Source organism: Stenomitos rutilans (assembly GCF_059505485.1).
Genome location: NZ_JCACKR010000065.1, coordinates 1 through 18,803, shown reverse-complemented (window position 1 = coordinate 18,803; position 18,803 = coordinate 1). Strand labels below are relative to the sequence as shown.

At 45.2% G+C, this 18,803-nt stretch carries 8 protein-coding genes and 1 pseudogene; 4 read left to right on the top strand and 5 right to left on the bottom strand.

The annotated features are described in order from the left end of the window. The first annotated feature begins 70 nt into the window (after window positions 1-70). The 3 genes from AC5JLP_RS12235 to AC5JLP_RS12225 are packed head-to-tail and all read left to right on the top strand — an operon-like array spanning window position 71 to window position 2,856. Window positions 71-1,069, top strand: a complete 999-nt coding sequence (locus tag AC5JLP_RS12235) for a CBASS oligonucleotide cyclase (RefSeq protein WP_496068189.1) — start codon at window positions 71-73, stop codon at window positions 1,067-1,069. Window positions 1,070-1,072: 3 nt separating this feature from the next. Continuing rightward, complete coding sequence (locus AC5JLP_RS12230) at window positions 1,073-1,591, top strand: HORMA-1 domain-containing protein (protein ID WP_496068188.1); 519 nt, start codon at window positions 1,073-1,075, stop codon at window positions 1,589-1,591. Beyond that, the gene (locus AC5JLP_RS12225) at window positions 1,588-2,856 is read left to right on the top strand and encodes an AAA family ATPase (protein ID WP_496068187.1); all 1,269 of its coding nucleotides are present in this window, start codon (window positions 1,588-1,590) and stop codon (window positions 2,854-2,856) included. The genes AC5JLP_RS12230 and AC5JLP_RS12225 overlap by 4 nt, the downstream gene beginning before the upstream one ends. A gap of 390 nt (window positions 2,857-3,246) precedes the next feature. Here AC5JLP_RS12225 and AC5JLP_RS12220 read toward each other — a convergent pair whose 3' ends face one another. After that, window positions 3,247-4,986 (bottom strand): phosphorylase family protein, encoded by a 1,740-nt coding sequence (locus AC5JLP_RS12220; RefSeq protein ID WP_496068186.1) that lies wholly within the window; start codon window positions 4,984-4,986, stop codon window positions 3,247-3,249. A gap of 77 nt (window positions 4,987-5,063) precedes the next feature. Beyond that, window positions 5,064-8,045, bottom strand: a complete 2,982-nt coding sequence (locus AC5JLP_RS12215) for a phosphorylase family protein (RefSeq protein WP_496068185.1) — start codon at window positions 8,043-8,045, stop codon at window positions 5,064-5,066. 145 nt (window positions 8,046-8,190) lie between these two features. Between AC5JLP_RS12215 and AC5JLP_RS12210 the strand changes: the two genes are divergently transcribed. After that, window positions 8,191-8,742 carry a hypothetical protein gene (locus tag AC5JLP_RS12210; protein ID WP_496068184.1) on the top strand — a complete coding sequence of 184 codons (552 nt, stop codon included), beginning with the start codon at window positions 8,191-8,193 and terminating at the stop codon, window positions 8,740-8,742. 204 nt (window positions 8,743-8,946) lie between these two features. Here AC5JLP_RS12210 and AC5JLP_RS12205 read toward each other — a convergent pair whose 3' ends face one another. From AC5JLP_RS12205 to AC5JLP_RS12195, 3 genes and pseudogenes are all read right to left on the bottom strand, one after another. Next, on the bottom strand, window positions 8,947-12,339 hold the full coding sequence (locus AC5JLP_RS12205; RefSeq protein ID WP_496068183.1) for an RNA dependent RNA polymerase: 3,393 nt from the start codon (window positions 12,337-12,339) through the stop codon (window positions 8,947-8,949). 217 nt (window positions 12,340-12,556) lie between these two features. After that, window positions 12,557-12,958: pseudogene (locus AC5JLP_RS12200) on the bottom strand (IS1 family transposase); the annotation flags it as partial. A gap of 287 nt (window positions 12,959-13,245) precedes the next feature. Next, complete coding sequence (locus tag AC5JLP_RS12195; RefSeq protein ID WP_496068182.1) at window positions 13,246-18,732, bottom strand: YwqJ-related putative deaminase; 5,487 nt, start codon at window positions 18,730-18,732, stop codon at window positions 13,246-13,248. Between the last annotated feature and the right edge of the window lie 71 nt (window positions 18,733-18,803).

The window sequence follows — 18,803 nt, the reverse complement described above, 5'->3', positions numbered from 1 at the left end:
ACTCTATATGTGGCGGTTTTAGTTTTTTTTGTACTAAGATCGAGGCAAATTCTCCTGAAGATCAGATTTTATGACTATCATTGGCAGGTTCAACAGGTTTGTCAAAAACATTCGTCCCACCGACAACCATATTGAGGAAGCGAACCGACAGACTGACTATATGGTAGAGAAGCTTAAGGGAAAAGTGGCTGCGAACGGCACATTCGAGTTGGAGAAGGTTCTAAAAGCTGGGTCAAACGCTAAATTTACCTCCCTGCGCCGAACAGCAGACAACCTATTTGATGTTGACCTTGCTGCTTACTATTCCGGCACGGGGGCAACGACGAAGGAGTTAAACAAGCTTTTAGGTTTCACCTGTGAGCGGCTTCGTGAAATTTATCCTAATAAACCCAAAGAGGATTTTGAAGCCCTGAAAAGTGCTGTTCGAGTCAAGTTCCGCAGTGGGATTAAGCTTAATGTGGATGTAGCACCGATTATCCGAGATGACTCGCTAGGACTGGAGAACGGAGGATGGCTTCCACGCTCAGATGGGTGGCGGCTAACTTCTGTGACCTGTCATAACCAGTTTATCAGTAGCCGCACAGCCAAAAGCAATGAAGTGTCCGGTCCAGTAAAGTTTAATCGACTTGTGCGGTTGATGAAGTGGTGGAACAATCGCCAGGAGGATTTGATACAACCTTCTATTTTTTGCGATTTGATTACGGCTGCTGCCTTTGATGCTTATGGTGTTACCAGTGAATGGCAAAGTAGTTTGCGACAAATCTTTTCCTTCCTGCTCAAACATCAATTTCTTGAGCCGATTGTTTTCGATGACTACCACGATACAGGTGGATTAACGTTTCCATCAGGTCAGGTTGTCATTATGGATTCTGTAAACCTGGAAAACAACATCACGAAGGATTGGACAGAAGAGACCCGGTTGGGTTACCTGGAAAGAGTGCAGGATGCTTATGATTGGATGATGGAAGCCAAGAGTTATGAATTGGATGGAGATGAAGAGGGTGCGATAGATATGTGGTGCCAAGTTTTTGGGGCTGAATTTCGGTCTCTGTCTGAAGGAGAAGACTGATTAATGTCATCCAGTTACACACGTTCTACGACCCAAACCAGTACTCAGAGTAAGGTCATTCATGTCACTCGTAAAGTGCGGGCAGACCTACTGGCAATTTTGGATCATTATGGCTACTTCTCAGAAGACTATGCCCAGAAGCTAATTAACGACATCAGGATGTTCATTGATGAGGAGGCAATTGAACATGTTAAGTTCACCTGGACACGCTCAGGAAGCAATGTTGTTATAGAGGAACTTGATTACGAGGTGGTTTGGGGCAATATGGGCCTGGCTGACGACCGCTCTGGTGGCATCAGTTATCGATTTGATTTAACAACGGCTAATTTTCAAGTACGCATTACTTACAGCGATCGCTGGCAAAAAATGCCTGAAGACCAGAAGGCGTTAATTCGAGAAGATCTGAAGTTGCAATGGGGACCTGCAAATCAACTGGATTACAGCGATGGTCAATGGTCATCTGAACGGAGTTATTCAAAGGATGGTTTAGGTTTGAGCCGCAGTCGCTTCACCAGATTATGACAGACACTCCTATTTATTTAGTTAGCTCGGATGGAGCACCGTTGGGCAAGTTACGCGCCAGTGTCTTAGAACTTGTTGCAGAAGCAGAACAAGTGGCACGCTCCAAGAATTTGGCTAAACGAGCCGCCTTACCAGCTTTTCTTGGTGAGTACCTGGAGAGAGAAGGTTATCGAATTAACCCAGATGAACTAAAGAGAGTGATCGCAGACTTCTATCAAGTTTGTCGAGGAGAAGCTCTTTCCGCAATTCAGATAGTCTGTACGTCCGAACAGTCAGCATCCTCTGCAAACAACTTTCAGGAACAACTTCTCAAACAACCTATCAGTATGAGAGCAAATCAAACTAGACCTCAAGTTCAGCAGTTTTTTGAAGTAGAACGGGTATATCCCGATGAAACAGCCAGAACTCTTTACGAGAACTTGATAGGACTTGACGAACACAAGAAACGATTATTGGTTGAACTGGAAATGCTACTCTATCCGCAACGGTTAGCAGCATGGAGCCGTAAACATCATCAGGGACGTGTACTACATCTCTGTGAGCAGTTGCATAATCGCACACCCTTGATTCTGTTGGAAGGCGATGTTGGAACAGGGAAAACAGCACTGGCGGAAACGATCGGAGATGCCCTAGCACGGCAAATTGGAAGCAAAGCAAAAGTACATCTTCTGAAAATCAACTCACAAGTGCGTGGGACAGGTTTGGTCGGCGAGATGGGCGACTTAATTGTACAGGCTTTTGCTCAGGCGGAAGCACGGGCTGCCTCGCTAAAAGAACCAATGTTACTTTTGTTAGACGAAGCAGATGCCCTTGCTGCCAGACGGGATACCCAGCAGATGCATCATGAGGATAAGGCTGGGTTGAACACTCTGCTGCAACGGCTTGATAATTTGCGTTTAACAGGTTTAGCGATCGCAGTCATCTTCATTACCAATCGCCCAGATGCGCTTGATCCTGCCATTCGCCGACGTGCTGCCCTCGATCTCTTTTTTGAGCGTCCTGCCGATGAAGTACGAGCAGATATTATTCGGAGATATTTACCAGAATTGAAATGGACAGAGGAGCAGATTGCTAAACTCGTGCATCTGACCGGTTCACAAGAACCAAAAAACGAAGGTATTTCATTTACAGCTTCGGATCTAACCAATCGACTATTTATGGGAGCACTTCGGGAAGCCTTCAGCCAACAACGAGAACTCAAAGTAGACGATCTTTTAGAACAGGCGGATCATCTCATACCTACTCCAAAAATGGGTACCATTTAAGCCTGATCAATCTCAGCAGAAGCATCTGTTTCAGTTCTTGGCACTCATGCATAAAAGGAATATCTGACTCTGTAGCGATGTTTAGGGCGCGATCGCAATAATCCAAAGCCTCCTCACTTCTGGATAACTTGCGATAGACCGCTGCTAAACTCTGGAGTGTCACCGCTTCGATATAACGAGTTTTCAGACTACTGGCGATTTCGAGGTCGATAGCAACGAGGAAACTGCCTCCGAACAATGTTCTGACCAGATCAGCACTGCTCCTAAATTACACAAAACGTTGCCTTCTTTCCGGTGATCGCCTGCTCCGTTTCCACTGCTGTATCAGAATTCCCTGAACAAATTTCGACAAGCACTACTTCCCAGGTTTGTCCGTTTTCAGAGGACTTTTCAGTGTGACTCAAAGCAATTCAAAATAGTTCTTTGAGACAATACGTGATGTACAAGACTTACAGCAGCAGCAGCAGCAAGTGGTTGATATTTATCGTTCTTATTTCCATCAGCCCAATCACATATTGCCTTTATTAATATCCAAGGCTTTTGAAGTGAATTAGCTGCATTGCAAAAGCCTATTCCTTCCATTTCTCCACCTTTAGCATGTGGAAATCGCCTGAATAGATCAGCCTTGAATTCTAGACTATCTACAAGTTTATCTCCAGATAGAACGGGACCAGGAATAAGTTTGCAAGAAGAGCCATCAGGGCGGCTAAATTCCCAGTCGTAGGACTGCTCAAACAGGCTCAATAAATTTCTGTTGCTTGGTGGACGGCTGCCACGATCCACAATTCCATCTGACCCAACGCGGTTTAGATCGTAATCAATAATTTCCGTCGCGACTAGTACACAACCTATTTTCTGTTCTACTGAGCTTTTACCAAAAGCAAGACCAACCATAATTACAGCCTTTGGGTTCCAGTTCTCTAAAGCCTTCTGTGTAACAGATCCTGCTCCGCGCTCATCACGCGTACCCATACGGCACTGAGTAACAACAGTTTTGTAATAGCCAAATTTACCTAAATAATATTGTCCAGACGAGGTATGCACTCGACAAGGAAGCAAATCCTCAGATGCATCTGGCTCTAATAAACGAACTACGGCTTTAAGTTCAACAGGTGTAGCTGTAACGATGACAAAATCAGCTTTAAATTCTGAAGATTCTATCCTCTCCCTTTCAACCTCTTGTACCTTTGGAAAAACCGGACTGTACCAAGATTGATCTTCAAGAATATAATCTTGCTGAAGTAGTTCTTGCTTCTTTTGAAGGATGCCATCCAAATCATCTTGGAATTTCTTTAGAAAAGGAAGACTGTATGACTTTGAAACATTCAAAGCTTCCTCAAAATACTTCTCGGCAATATCAATATCAATAGTTTCATGAACCTTAGCAAGCTCTCTTAGTGTCAAAGCCTTTATGTAAGGATTGTTGTTGGCGATTCGTCTTGCATAGTATAGGTCGCCCATTAAATTTTCAAGCGAATTCATATTCCTCTTTTGATATTCTAGTTCATGCTTTTTTCTGACTGATGAACTTAGACTAGCAATGATCTCTACTTCTTCGTTTTGCAACCTATGTTTCCGTGCAATATCTAAAGCTATTTCATAGCTACTTGCAGCTATCTCGTAGCTTTTCAATGCAAGCTGATTCAACCCTAGGCATAGGTGAATTTTACATCTCAGCTGATCGGGTTCAAGTCCTTCTTCCTCATTTATGAGAATATCCAAGCTTTTTTGTTGAAATTCGATAGAGGAGTGATAAAGCCCCATAAAATAGTTACAAAAACCAACCTTGTGGTGAGCAAAAGCTATGTCCAATTTGCTTTCAGTACCAGTAACTATTTGCAACTGTTGGGTATAAAATTCTATCGCAATTTTGTACTGTCCTACATAAACTAGATTATCTCCTAATTTTGATATAATTACTGCCTTGAGGCAAGTTAGTCCATTTCTATCTCGTAGGACTTGTTTATCGTTATCCAAAACTTGATATAAGGCTTCCAAGGCTTGCAGATAATTTTTTGTGGCCTCTTGATAGTTCCCTTCATATTGACTTTTGTCGCCTAATCTAACTAAGCGGTCTATGTCAGACATTGCAAATACTTTCTCACCTGAATAACTAGTGGGAGAATCCATGCTTTTGTGACTTTAAGTTAGTTATTCTGCCATCGCTCTTCCTCAAACAGAAGGCTTCTACTGTTATTACTAACATATTAAGAATTTTCTGCATTATTAATAAGCCTACTAAGATAGAAATCACACTCTTCAACGAACCTATTGGCAATCCCAACTCTAATATTCATACCTAAATCTTGAAATCTTTCTAACGCCTTTTTAGCCCATTCTTTTGCTTTCCCATAATTTTCTTTTTCAAATTCTAACATTGCATAATCTCTTTCAAAGAAAGCCATGCGACGATAGTCTCGATTGCGTTGTGTTACAGGATACCAAGCATCTAATAATCCCTCTGCATCTTCAAGCTTATGTTCTTTAATATTAATAAAGGCTAACCGTTCATAAGCTTTCACCTTGAAGCGCAACCACTGTATACCTTCCGATTTCTTAGTAACCTGTTGATAGAGATGCCTAGCCTTGAAATAGTCTTCTTCTCGATAATATCTTTCTCCCCAATATAAAAGGTATCTTATTTCTAGTCTCCTTTCATTTAGTTCAGCTACTTGTCCTCTAGTTTGTTTACGGAGTTCCATATATTGTTTGAACCAGGCATCTGCTTCTTCAAATTCTCTTTTTCTGGTGTAAAGAACAGCCAAATTGATTGCAATAACACTAGAGATATAAGGCTCGCAATGCTGCTTTAAACTCCAAGCACCTTTGAGCAGATCCTCTGCTCTCCGTAAATTTTCACTACCTTCCCTTAGTAAAGTGAGCCAAGCACATGCTGATTTGACCTCAGCTAGAAATCCATGATCTCCTCTAAGAAATGCAACATTCATTAACCAATTTGACCACTGTAATCGGTCAGACCAGTAACCGTAAAGATAGGCAAAACGGCTTAGGAACCTCCATAAACTACGAGCCGCCTCATATCTTTGGTGATTTTCACACCAGCAAAAAACTTCTTTGAAGTTTTTCCACTCGTTATTAATGACATCATACTTTACGTGCCATTCTCCTTGGTCCTCTCCACCATTAGTTCGAGCAATTTCGAGATAACAATTCACCCAAGATTCTCGAACTTCTAATTCAAGATTAGAATCACTCTCCAGTCGATAAAGAGAATATTTTCGGGTGAGTTGTAGCATTTTATGATAACCACCATCGCAAAATACCAATGAGCATCTGCTTAGCATATTCAGAGCTTCATTGGCTTCATACTGCTGTGCATCACTAACATTAGTAATGCAAAATAAATTTTCGCGTGTTAGCCCATAAGGAGAAACAGAAAGCACCACAAGCAACTTATACGCAATAGGATTCTGCTTCTCAATTTCTGATACTAATTTGTCAAAGCAATATTGAGATAAATTACTCTTTGAATCATCTAATTTTTCCAATACTTTTTGAGGATTCTTCTCAAGTCCTAGAATTCCAATGGAATAGTGAATTGCTAAAGGAATTCCTCCACACATTTGACTTAATTTATGGCGAAAATTATCGTCTGCAATAAGACCTTTCTCAGTCAACAAGTTATCAATCATCTGTAAACTTGCAGAATTGGATAGTTCTTTTAGATTTAAGTCATACCTTTCAGAGTTTCGAGTTGTAACAATAGTCTTTACATGATTCCCCTTAATTTTTTTCAGAAACTCATATATTTCGTGAATATCTTCATTTTTAAGCGCTTCAAAATTATCTAAGATGACTAAGATTTTGTAATTTCTACTGCTCAAAAAATCTTTAAGAGCTGAAATCTGATGATTCGGATCAATTAATTTCAAGTCACTCCGTTTTAATGTGTTGGCGATATCAATACATAAATCTTGAAGTGTTCTCATCGGTCTCGGAGAGTCATTAAGTCCAATAATTCCTTGAGGTGATAAAGTGCTTAACTGGGCAGATGAAAAAACAATCATATCGAAGGTTGGAATGGAAGTACTGTTAAATTCTTTCTTAGCTGCAAGACAGGCGTATGCTGCCTCTAACGCTAAAGATGTTTTACCCACACCACCAATTCCAGCAACGGTAACTGTTCTTTCATAAAAATCAGGAGATATTCTATAGAGTAATTCCTTTAAATCTTCTTCCCTTCCAACTAGTTGTTTATATGATGGGATAGGAAGATTATGGTAGTTCTCTTTGCTCAATTCTTCAATCGTATATTGAATGTCAAAAGAAGGAGTAACAACTTCATTTTCTTGGTGATTGTCAGGTTGAGATTTGATGTAAATGGTTCCATCTTCGACAAGTACAGGATATTTCTGAAGCTCGTTGTTATTCTGTATAGTATCTGTAACCTGTTGAGCAGGTAGAGGCACTGATTCACCTGAGATCTTCAATTTCGACAACATCTCAAATGCAAACGCACTAGCATGATGGGAAGCTTTTTCCTGACGAATTCGTTCTGGTTCTATCGAATCATCATTCTTGCCTTCAACTAAATCAGAAACGCCGCGAATTACGATCATATTGATGTTGGGGTAGGCGAAAGCTACGCGTAAGAATCCGAATCCTTCCATCTCGACAGCGATTGCATCGTTATAACTCGCTCTAATGAAGTTGAAAACATCCGATTCTTTAGAAACAATAACCTTCTCCCCAGCAGCAATGGGACCTATAAACACACGAGGTGGTGAAACGAAATCACCCATTAGCCGTTGCAACCACTCTCCTTTTCTTGCCTCTGATCTGGCTCGTTGCACCAGTGCATAAGCAGACTGCCCTAATGCAGGTCGAGTAAAGAACTGATTTTCTGCCTTACCTGACTCATAACCATAAACCTTAGTCGCTGCCACCACATCGCCGATGGCAACGTCTTTGATCCCTCCGGCAATGCCCACAAAGAAAAGAATATCAGGACTGAAGTAGGCGATTGCCCGTTCTGCTTCGACGGCGGTTCCGGCATTACCCGCTCCCACTTCGGCAATCCCAACTTCCCAAACCTGATCGTTCGCAACGAATTTTCCCCGCTCATAAATTGTTCCTTGCAGGTGCATTTCCTCCTGAAGATCCGTCAGGTGAGCACGGACAGCCAGGTATTCCACAGGTAGAGCAGTCAGTATTACTGCGCGAGACATAGGCTGAGCCCTTCAAGTAACCGGAATAACCTCTATTTTGTCGTTTCGCTCTCAATTTGACCACAGATTAGAGAATTTTCTTTGGTTTGCTGAGAATGGCTTCTCATCAGCCACAATAAAGGCAGGGTTTGAGAGGGAGCCAGCTATGAGCGACAAAGACCAGATTCTTGAGATTTTCTCTAAGGAATATGACAAGCTCAAGTCTGAGCAGGCTCAACGGATTGGCTTCCGCGACAACCTGCTCTATGTGACGCTGGGCTTGTTTGCCACGATCATCTCGTTTGCGGTTTCCAATGCATCCAATTACTATGCCTTGCTGGTGGTTCCCTGGGTTTGCCTGATTCTGGGCTGGACCTACGTAGTCAACGATGAGAAGATTTCGGCGATCGGCAGGTACATTCGTTACAAGCTGGTTGACAAGGTGAAGGAACACACGGGCTACGAGGATCTGGAAACCCTGTTTGGTTGGGAGATTGCTCATCGGGACGACAGGCACCGCAAGCGCCGTAAGATTCAGCAGTTGATTGTGGATGAAATCACGTTTGTTGTTTCGGGGTTGATTGCTCTGGGGGCATTTTGGTTCCTAGTTCCCAAACCGCCTGTAGGCGTAACTATTTTGTCCTGGGTGGAGCTTCTGCTTCTAATTGCACTGGGAGTTGAGACGTTTATTTATGCTGACCTGGGAAAAGGACGCTGACGTTTAATCGAGTGTACTATTTAGCAACGTATGGAAGCTCTCTAATGGCAGAGATAGAATGAGATTCAGAGCCTGGAGAGTGCATCAAAATGGAGATTACGAAGATGCCCTTGCACCAGAAGAGCAGGCAATTAGCTTCTGCTACTACTTGTAGAGCATTTCTATTTTCCCATCTAGCTCTGTGACTTAACTTTAAACTTGCGTTCAAAATAACTGAATTGATGATATGGCTGATGCCTTTTGATTCAAGGTTTCCTGCCTATCTGGTGCAGGTTGCTTTTGCAATCGCTCCATCATCCGTTCCAACTCCTTTGCCCGTTCTTCTTTCAATGGCATGGCAATTTCTCCCGTTTGCAAGTTGAAGCGGCAGACCGTTTGCTTGCTCTCTCCCACTCGTGCCCGCAGCAAGCAGTCGCCGTTGTCACGCACAAAAGCATCCCATTCACCAACACTAATTTTCCAGGGTTTTCCAGAGTTCAACTCATTGGGGAAACTGATTTTGTCCGCTTCATAGGCAGCATGAACCCCTTGAACCAGTTTGTCGATTAGCGGCGCTGGTGGCGGTGCAACGGGATGGTCTGATGTTGGAATATCTATGGCAAATGGGGAAACGATGCGATCGCCCGTCGGTACTTCCGGTTCAGGAACTTGAATAGAGGAGTCATCAATATGCAAAAGCACTCGCTTGGGTCCATCCCGTTCGATGGTTGCTTGGAATGTTGTGCCAACCGGGAGCTTAGGGCTTTCTGTGGCAAAGGTGCCCAAGATTTGACCATTGATTTCGATTGCAGGTAGGTTGTGGTAACGGTGATAGTCCGGGTCGTCCGGTTCACGGGTCAGTTTGCCAACAGCGATTGGTACGGCTTGCCACCAGCGCTTGCTTGTGAACGATTCCTCGGCAAAGGCGTTATATTGAGTGCCCACAACCTTGATTTGCTCTACCTGAAGTGCTTGCAGGTGTTGGCAGCTTTCTTCAGTCAGTAGGCTGTAGGCAAGTGCGCCCACTCCTGGTCGGTATTGGCTCATCGCCCAATCTGCATACTCTTTCGGTGGAATGACACTTAGGTGATGGGGCGATCGCGCTTCGCTCCAGTCGCCATATTTTTCAATGAGTCGATCGATCGTGGTTTCAGGCAACCGTTCATCGAAGACGAAATCAACATAGGGTAGATCTGATCGCAGCACCGCTTTGTAGGGAAGGTGGCGATCGTCTAGAGAGGCTTTCCAGCGATTGACCTGCTTACCAAACGGTACACTCAGCACATACGCTTCACGGGGTAACGCTTCGTCAGGCAGTTGGTAGTCTGTGTGCAGGCTAAACCCAGGGTCGAGGGTTTGGGCGAACTTGAGGCATTGCAGTTGTTTCTCACGATTCGGTTCGCTGTTCGTATGCTGGCTATACCAGAGGGCACTGGCTGCTTGCAGCCGTGATCGCGGATCGGGAAACAACTCATTGATCTCAGCCCGGTAGCTATCGTAGAGCCGACCCAACTCGGCTGTAAACGTTGCATCGTTCCCCTGAGTCCGCGCCCGGATCACTTCCCGGTCTTCCTCGAACCGGAGTTTGAGGTCTTTTGCCCAACTGAGATAGTTGGTTTCCCATCGTTCCATTGCCGCAACTTGTTTGAAGGTCGGATGAGCAGGCAACTGGGATTTAGGATTGGGAAGCAGGTGTTGATATTCATTGCGATCCCGCCGATGCAGTTTGGTGGCTTGCCAAAGTGGATTGATGATTTCTCGTGCCAGCGCATTCACCGCACCGGGACTAGCGGCAGGCAAACTGTAGGCTTTGTAGAGTTGTGGCTGCTTGTAGGCATCAAAGAAAGGGCAGGGATGAGCCGCACACCATTTGCCTGCCTCTTGGAGCAGGCGATCGCCGCCAATTTCTTTCACATCTTCCAGGCGTTCAGCACTCTTTTGATAATCGACTTCGATCTGGAGTGCTTGAAACAAGCGGTTGAGTAGTTGTTTCTGATGGCGATCGAACAACGCGGGTGCTTCCTGGTCTGCTGGCAGCGACGACTGTACCCGCCCAATGTAGGTTGCCACCAGTCCCACTTTGTTCTGGCTGCTGGCGACTGCCACTTGAGCTAGCGACGTATATTTGGGCTTGCCTTTTGCATCTAAGACGTCCCGGTAGGCGCGTTTGGGACGCTGCTGCACTGGCTTGAATTCACCCTTCTCACCAGCTTGTTTCACTTCCTGAGCGATGTGAGGAAGTTTGCGGGCAGGCGTAATCAGCAACTGGTCGCCATCGAAGTCGGCTTGGTGATAAGCTTCGGCATCGTGGGGATGAATCCAGACCACATTGCGAGTTCGCATCAACTCAGGACGATGCACATTCTGATAGCGGCGGATGTTGTCGCGACTGACGATGGGATAGCGGGTTACGATGACTTCGCCTTCAGGTAGGTAAGGGGCGCAAACATTGCCACGCTTCAGCTCTGGTGCCGGCAATGCCATCCCAGAACCATGCTTGAAACCCCCATTCACCGCGAGTGCCTGCCATTTCTGTGCCAGGGTGTTGGTCAGGTAGTCTACCACTTTCGGTGCTTCTAAGAGGTGATAGCGGCGGTCTGCTTTCAGGAGGGAAAGCAGGCGAGCTTCCTGAGGTGAGTCGTCAGATGAGTCTTCGTCGGCATGATCGGGGTCAAAAGAGGCACGTTCAGCACCTGGACTGAGACGCTTTTGCTCTTGGTCGTAGGCGGTGATGAGATGCTTGACGAGAGCGATCGGATTCCCTTGCAAAGCCGCCAACTTTTCGGCTTTGGTTTGCGTGGCAGGTCCAAAGTCCTTCAGAATGGCGGCTTCTGAGCACCAGATAGTGAACTGCCAGCTATTGTTGTATGCATTGGCTCTGGCGTTGGAGCGATTACCCATCACGACCTGTGGCAATGCGTAGTCTCCACAAGGCACCCGTTCGTTGAGTGCGGCTTTGTGTAGACCTTTGATGGAAGAGCGATCCAGAATCAGGTCGTAACCCTGATCCTTGGTCAGGTGCTTGTCCACCAACAGCGTGCCTTTTGCCAAAAAGCTGGTGTCTGGAGCCCTTGTTTCTTCCCCTGCCCAGGCACTGCGCCATGCCAACCGAAACTGAAACGGTGTATCCATTTTGGCACCCAATTGTTTTGCCAACCAGGGTGAAACCTTACCATGACAGTCTCCCGTGCGATAGGCGACATCTTCTGAATTCTGGTAATCGACAATTCTGACTCGTAGCTTTTGAAAGCTACCTGACCCCTTCAAACAATCACTTGCCAACAGGGAACCGTAGCGACAGGCAGCATCCGGTTCTGTGGTAAACAGGTCACGGATCTGGCGGGTAAGACTGGCATCGCCAAAGTAATAGTTCTTGCCGGAACTGAATGCCAGATAGCGTTTGATGCCATCTTCAAACGCTCGGTTGCGTAAATCTCGTGGGTTAGGGTCTGGCTCACTCAGTTTGACCACCAATAAAGAGTGCAAGTCTTCGGGTGCAAACAGATGAGCCAGTATGGCATTGCGGATGATTAGCGGCGTATCAAGGATGCGTTGGGCGATCGCATCGTAGACCGGAATTTTCAGTTCATTGTGCGGATTCAGTTGAGTTTCAGCCATGACCCTGTTCCTAATAACACCAACGTTGTGTAGGACTCGAACAAAGCGCGAATCCTCTGTCTGCGGTAGCAGTTGGGTGGGTGGGCTGGGAATTTAGATCAGGCTGGTATTGTCCGATCGCCTAAGCTATTTGGTTTTGCAGGGTTTGTGAGAGGTTTCAGAGAGAACGGGTAACTCCAACGAAAAGAGGGGTGGTGTTCTAGGCCTGTGGAAGGTACTACACGGCAAGACCAAATTCATAACGGTTTATGAATAGCCCGATGACGATGTCATGCATCCACTCGGACTTGGAGAAACAAATGGTTCTGCGTGCTAACCGTTTAAGCCGAGTGCGTAACGTTAAGTGTTTGCGCTCAATCTTCTGGGTGCACTGCTTACCCACTTTATGCTGGTCGTCGTTCAGGAGTCGCGTATAACCACCCTACCCATTGATGTAAAACCGTTTAATGCCAAAGGGAGTCAACCACTGCATCAATGACTCAAGTGCAGCATCGGTATGAAGTAATAAAACATAAGCCACAACGCTTCCGGTCGCATGATCAATCGCATGCCATAACCAACGTTGCTGTCGTTTATTGCTCACAAAACCGCACATTTCATCCATCTCTGCTTCATCCACCCGCTGAACAAGGACATCAACAGATTCAGCTTGGGATGCCTGTACGAGTAGTTCTGGTGTGACTGGGCACATAAAATAGGGTGATTAGCAAGGATTAGTGGCTAGGAAGTGAGGGAGCCAGTACACACAGTTTCTGGCGAACAGTCATTACCTGGATGCACAATGAACGGGCACTCATCAAGCATATTCAATCGATCTCTAGGCACAGGCGATCTCGACGTTGAGTTTTCGGCAGCATAATTAGTTAGCAATTCAGGCTTGAGCGTACCTTCAGAGTGGTTTTCATGCTAGAACCTATTTTCTAGCGGTTGTGGTCCAAGATAGTTAACATTAGGTGTAAGAAACCAACAATTCGGACACCTTGGCATAGCATAAGGTCCACCCTTACCCAACCATACTGCGACACTATTGAAGTTGCTGAAATCTGCAGCTGTAAGCATTTCTCCGGTTGGGTCTGTTGCCCAAAGGGCTTTATTCAACGCATTAATTTCTGCATGAGCACCTGGAGGACCGTAATGCTTCAAATCCTTATCCTTTTCCCACCCTTTAGCAATCTGTGCATATGGTTCTAGCTCTTCTGCTAGGGCAGGATGCAAATCTTTTGTAGAAATAGCTTTTGAGCTCCGTCCAAAAAAGCGCTCTCCTGTTAAAACATTTTCAGCAGCTCCCAAAACCTGGTTACCTTTTCCGATTTTCGCTGCTTCTGGAACGCCTCCTGTTTTGTTTAGCTGAATTAAATAATCGGCTTGCTCAAGTGTTTGGGAAACGAGATCTACCCCTTGTTTTCTACTCCCTACGATCCCAGCTCCTTCTATCAGAAGATCACCTGATACCGATGGTGTTTCCTTAACAATCTGATCAAGTACTTCAAGATGTGGATTGGATTGAACTTTCTCCAGAGCAGGATCTTTGCTCCTTTGATATGTATCTTCCGCTGCATCTGTCCATACAAACCGTGTCAAGGCGTTGCGAAATCTTTTTAGCGCATCATATACTACGCTAGCCGAACCAGCACCATTACTATTTCGGTCAGAAGATTGAGGAGTAGATGGCTCCGATCCTTGAGGTCCACCTCCAAATCCAATATTGTCATTTCCTTGCGATGCGCCTCCAGCACCTTGTGAAGCGTCCGTGGAGCCAGAACCCTCTTTCTCACGAACCTGTTGATCTGCACCGCCAGACGCACCTCCAGCACCAGTATCAGTTTGGTCAGAAGGTAAAGGAAGTTGAGGCTCTTGAGGCTCTGGCTGCCCTTGTCCTTGCGGTCCACCTCCAAATCCAATATTGTCATTTCCTTGCGATGCGCCTCCAGCACCTTGTGAAGCGTCTGTGAAGTTAGTATCCTCTTCCCCACGAGACTGTCGAACTGTACTACCAGATGCGCCTCCGGCACCAGTATCAGTTTGGTCAGAAGGTGGAAGTATTCCAGAACCAGAAATTTCATCGCTCCCAGATGGAGAAAGGGCGGAATTGCTGGATGGCTGAGTGGATTGCAGTTGACCTCCGTCTTGTCTATGTTGAAAGGACATTTTTAGTCGTTCTTCGTCTGCCGTAGGAGTGATAGCGTCACTTGCTGGTGTAGACACTTCTCCGTTAAGCCCTCGGTCAGTAAGGGATGCTCCTGAACGTACTTCTGCTGCTGTAGGAGTGGCAGAGATATCAGGTGCTTGAGCAGTTCCACTGGGCGCTAAGTTGTCGGATGCGGCAAATGTATCTGAATTAGAACCATTAGTATCAGGATTAGGTGGGGTTGAAGGGTTAGTCGAATTAACACCGAGAGGCTTACTATGCTGATCCTTTTGAGGTACAACAGAATGTGATTTCTGTCGGTGATTGCTATGACTTGGCTCTTTCTCCACCCCCTCAGCAGAAGATGAGGTTTCCTTCATAGCTTCTTGGTACCCATTTTCCTCGTTGGTATTATTAGTAGAATCCCGGGGTCCCTGCGGTTCTTGTCCTTGAGCCTGGGCAACTAATCCAACTTGAGGGTCTTCACCTTGAGTTTGAATAGCTGCTTTACGTTTTTGATCTTCTGCGTTTCCGAAAATATCATTTCTGTAAAGGAAGACTAGTCCCTGAAGGTCAATGAAGCCATCATTTTTAGCTCCTTGTGCAAGTATCAGAGCTGTATTGCCAAACTTATTAGCTTGATCCACAACTTCACCGATCGAGCTTCCCAGTAGAGGAGTAAAGCCCTGACCCAAATTAACCGCAATGTTAAACCCTCCATCCAAAGCTCCTAGAAAATCATCATTTTTAACCGCAGCAATAACAGTAGATAGATTTTGCGGAACATATTGGAGTGTATCTAAGACTTCCTGCGTGACGTTACGATCCATTTCACTTAATCCGTTAAGACTAGATGAAAGACCGTAATTCGTAACGGCTATCAAACCTCCAGCAGCTTCTAACGCCCCAATAAAATCTTCACCTTTTATAAATGCGCGGGTTGAGCGATATGCTGAACTTGTAGACTGCTGAATTGCTACTGTAGCCGTTTTCGTAAGAGTGTTAACTTGACCCAAATACCCCGTGACTGCGCCTCCTATTGAGAGCAGTCCTCCAGCAAAGTCCATCCAATCTCCTCGAACCGCACCATCAATGGAATTCATCACCCCAACAGCCAGACCCACTGCAAGTGCTGCTAGAGGGGCAGCACCTCCAAAGGTTAGCCCCGTTGCTACGGCACCCCCTATAATGGTTATTCCCAGCCTAATTTTGCTCCAAAGACCTCCTCCTTCTGCTCGACGTGCCTCAATACGTCTGTTAATGAGGTCAGTCATAGCTTCGTGTAACTTAGTATCCATTATGCCTGAAAATTCAACAAGCTTTTCTGCATAGGCTATACGCTGTGAATTGATTCCCAGTTGGAGATGTAAGTCACCAATTCCTTGCATGAGTGTTTGAAATTCATCATCACCCTCTCTGATATCGCTGAGAATTGAATCGAGGTCTTGTAACTTTCCTGTTGACGAATTCCCATCGTGAAGCAAACCCAACAGCTTCATGTCTTTCTCATTCTCTGCACCAAGCCGATTAACTTGATCCATAAAATTCTTGTTCTGGGTGGTTAGCTCAGTAACTAAGTTATTTAATCGACCTTGGATAGCTACAGCTTCTTCTCCTTGTAGAGCTGAATTAAGATCTTTCTCAACTTCACCCAGCAAGGTTTTTAAGCGTGCTGGCATTTCTGGTTGTTCGGTTTGAAGGGTCTGGAGGTCTTGCAGCAAAGTCTGCATCTGCTTTTGTTGATTAACTTGAGATGGAACTAAATTCAAAGGCTCCATACCCAAATCAGAACGAATTTCGTTTAAGGCTTCTTGAAGCTGAACTTCAGTCTGCTGCTGCCCAATTTGAAAGATGCCAATGACCTTTTCAAGCTGTTCATACTGATTCTCCTGCAAGTTCTGCTCAGAGTAACTTGTAATATCTTGTTGTAAATCAGAAGCCCGATCAGCCGCAACTTTTTGCTCTAACCTTGCTTGAGCGAGGTAAAGACCATTGATGTTTAACAGATCCTCTAATGTTGCTTCGGTCTGCTGGATCACTGCACCGACAATCTGCTGCTTTAGCAAGGCAGCATCCAGTCTTTGTTGAATTTGGGCTTGATTATCCAAGTTATGGTTCAACGCCGTTCGCAAATCATTAATTTCAGCCTGATTCTGCTGCTGCTGCTTTAACGGCTCAAGCTTATCTTCAGCAGCGGTACGAGCTAAACGGGCTGCCTTTGCATTAGCATCTGCCAGTGTTTTGAGACTCTCATAATTCTGAGCATCTTGGGCATACTTCTCTAGAAGAAAACCATAGCTTCTCTTCATTCCCTTATTTTTCGTTCCATCGGTTAAGTCTTTAAAATCACGAGCGTAAAGTTGTGCTGCCGTTTTCATTCCCTGGTAGTTAGCAACGTCACGAAGGGCAACAGCTTCTTGATCACCATCTGCGATCGCTTCATCTAACGCCTGCTTAATGTCAGAGGCTGACCCGTTCAACTTCTTTTGCGCATCTCTGAGATTTTGAGCAGTCTGAGTCGATACCGCAATCGCATGCTCTAAATCACTAAGAACAGGTTGTAATTGCTGCGTGATTTGTATGTACTCATTCTGACCTTCGAGAGATAGGTCTTTAAAGTTCAGAGTAAAAGAATCGAGCGCTTTGCTACCCACCTCTGCCTGCTTCGCTAAGCGATCTGTTTCAGCCAGAGTTTGCTGGGCAGCCTGCAGTTTCTTCTCCAGAACTATTCCATCCGTGTCAGGGTGACTCACATAATCCCGCATCAAGCTCTGTTCAGTGAAACTAATAGACTCGTGCGACTCTTCTAATTGCTGCAAGTTTTTCAGGCTGCCTTTCTGTAACTCGAACACACTAGAAACGTTATCAACAAGTTTGAGCGATTGTTGAAGTAGAGCTTTTTGATGCTCTGGAGCATCTCGGTCATCGCCATCCCCCTGAGGAAGCTGCGATTCAGCCGCTGCTAACCGCTCCTGTAGAGATGTTTTCAGAGTTTGCACAAGGGCAGCTTTCTGAGCTAAAGTACTTTCTTGTCGTTCCGTCCAGGTTTCAATTTCATCAAGTCTTGCTTCGTACTGCAAGTTACCAGAATCCCATTGGCTGTATGAGTCTAGTGCTTTGAACACTGTCTGTAGATGAAGATTCGCGCTGGTGCTATAAGCACTCCAATTTGCATCTAATTTTGCCTGAGAAGATTGAAGCTCCCCTTTAGCCAACTCAAGTCGTTGGTTGAGTGTTGGAAGCAAGCCCTGGATTTTCTGCAATCTCTTGCTGGCTTTGGCTGCTTCCTCTTGTGCGCCTGGAGCATCTACAGTTAACAACCGCTGAATTTCCTTAATAGAATTTTTGCTGTCGTTACCAACTCGGGTTACTACTTCCCATTGAGTCTTCAGACCTCGCCAGTGTTTCAATTCTTCACTTTGCTCAAGTTGGGCTGCTTGCTCCCGATACGTCTTAGCTTGAGCAAAAAGCCTTTGCGATTCTTGAAGATTTGAATTCCAGTTTACCCAATAGCCATCAAAGTGTTTTTCGCCTTTAACCTTATCAAAACCTCCGATCCTAGTGGGGTGGTAATACCGTAGTACCGGTGTCCATTCAGGTCCACTATCCCCCAAAAGAAAATTTGGATCTTCGACGTAAGGATGTGATGTTTTTACGTCACTTGCATCAACGAAATCTTCATTAGATTTTTCACCTCCTAAGATTTGATATTTATTGCCGAACTCGTTCATGGCGATACGTCTACGTTCCTCTAGACTGTTCGCTGCAAACTCTGCTGAAGCTCCCAATGCTGCTGTAGCATCTTTATCTGCAGTATCAGCTGACGCATTTAAGCCTCTAATTTGTTGCGTTATTTCATTAACTTTTGAGTTAGCCTGATTTGCCCCTGTCTCAATGCTTGAGAATAGGTTGTCAATTTCGTCTCCCAAAGTCTGTGCAGAGCCAACGTAGCGCTTTTGAAGATCTGCAAACTGTTGCTGAAGCTCCTTGCCCTGTTTAACATCCAACTGCAAGGCTTCCATTTCGTCCTTAAATTTATTGACTGCTTGAGCTAATCCAAAGTAAACCTCCTTAAGTGTTCCTACAGTTGTAATGGAATCTCTCAAATTAGCCTGTGTCAACTCTCGATCGCCATACACACCCAGCAACTCATTCCGAATCAGGCTTGATGATTGCTCAAAATGGTTAGCTTGGCTTTCGCGCGACCTCAGTAGTTCTTCCCCAAAGCCATGTCCATCCTTCAAGCTACTAGCAGAATCTTGCAATAATTGACCTAAATACTAGACTTGTCGGGGAATAAGCGAGAATAGGAAACAGAAATGGGATAACACAGATG

Bases quoted from the DNA above. Each gene is read 5' to 3' on its own strand.
- AC5JLP_RS12235 (WP_496068189.1), top strand. From the start codon at position 71: ATGACTATCATTGGCAGGTTCAACAGGTTTGTCAAAAACATTCGTCCC.
- AC5JLP_RS12230 (WP_496068188.1), top strand. From the start codon at position 1,073: ATGTCATCCAGTTACACACGTTCTACGACCCAAACCAGTACTCAGAGT.
- AC5JLP_RS12225 (WP_496068187.1), top strand. From the start codon at position 1,588: ATGACAGACACTCCTATTTATTTAGTTAGCTCGGATGGAGCACCGTTG.
- AC5JLP_RS12220 (WP_496068186.1), bottom strand. From the start codon at position 4,986: ATGGATTCTCCCACTAGTTATTCAGGTGAGAAAGTATTTGCAATGTCT.
- AC5JLP_RS12215 (WP_496068185.1), bottom strand. From the start codon at position 8,045: ATGTCTCGCGCAGTAATACTGACTGCTCTACCTGTGGAATACCTGGCT.
- AC5JLP_RS12210 (WP_496068184.1), top strand. From the start codon at position 8,191: ATGAGCGACAAAGACCAGATTCTTGAGATTTTCTCTAAGGAATATGAC.
- AC5JLP_RS12205 (WP_496068183.1), bottom strand. From the start codon at position 12,339: ATGGCTGAAACTCAACTGAATCCGCACAATGAACTGAAAATTCCGGTC.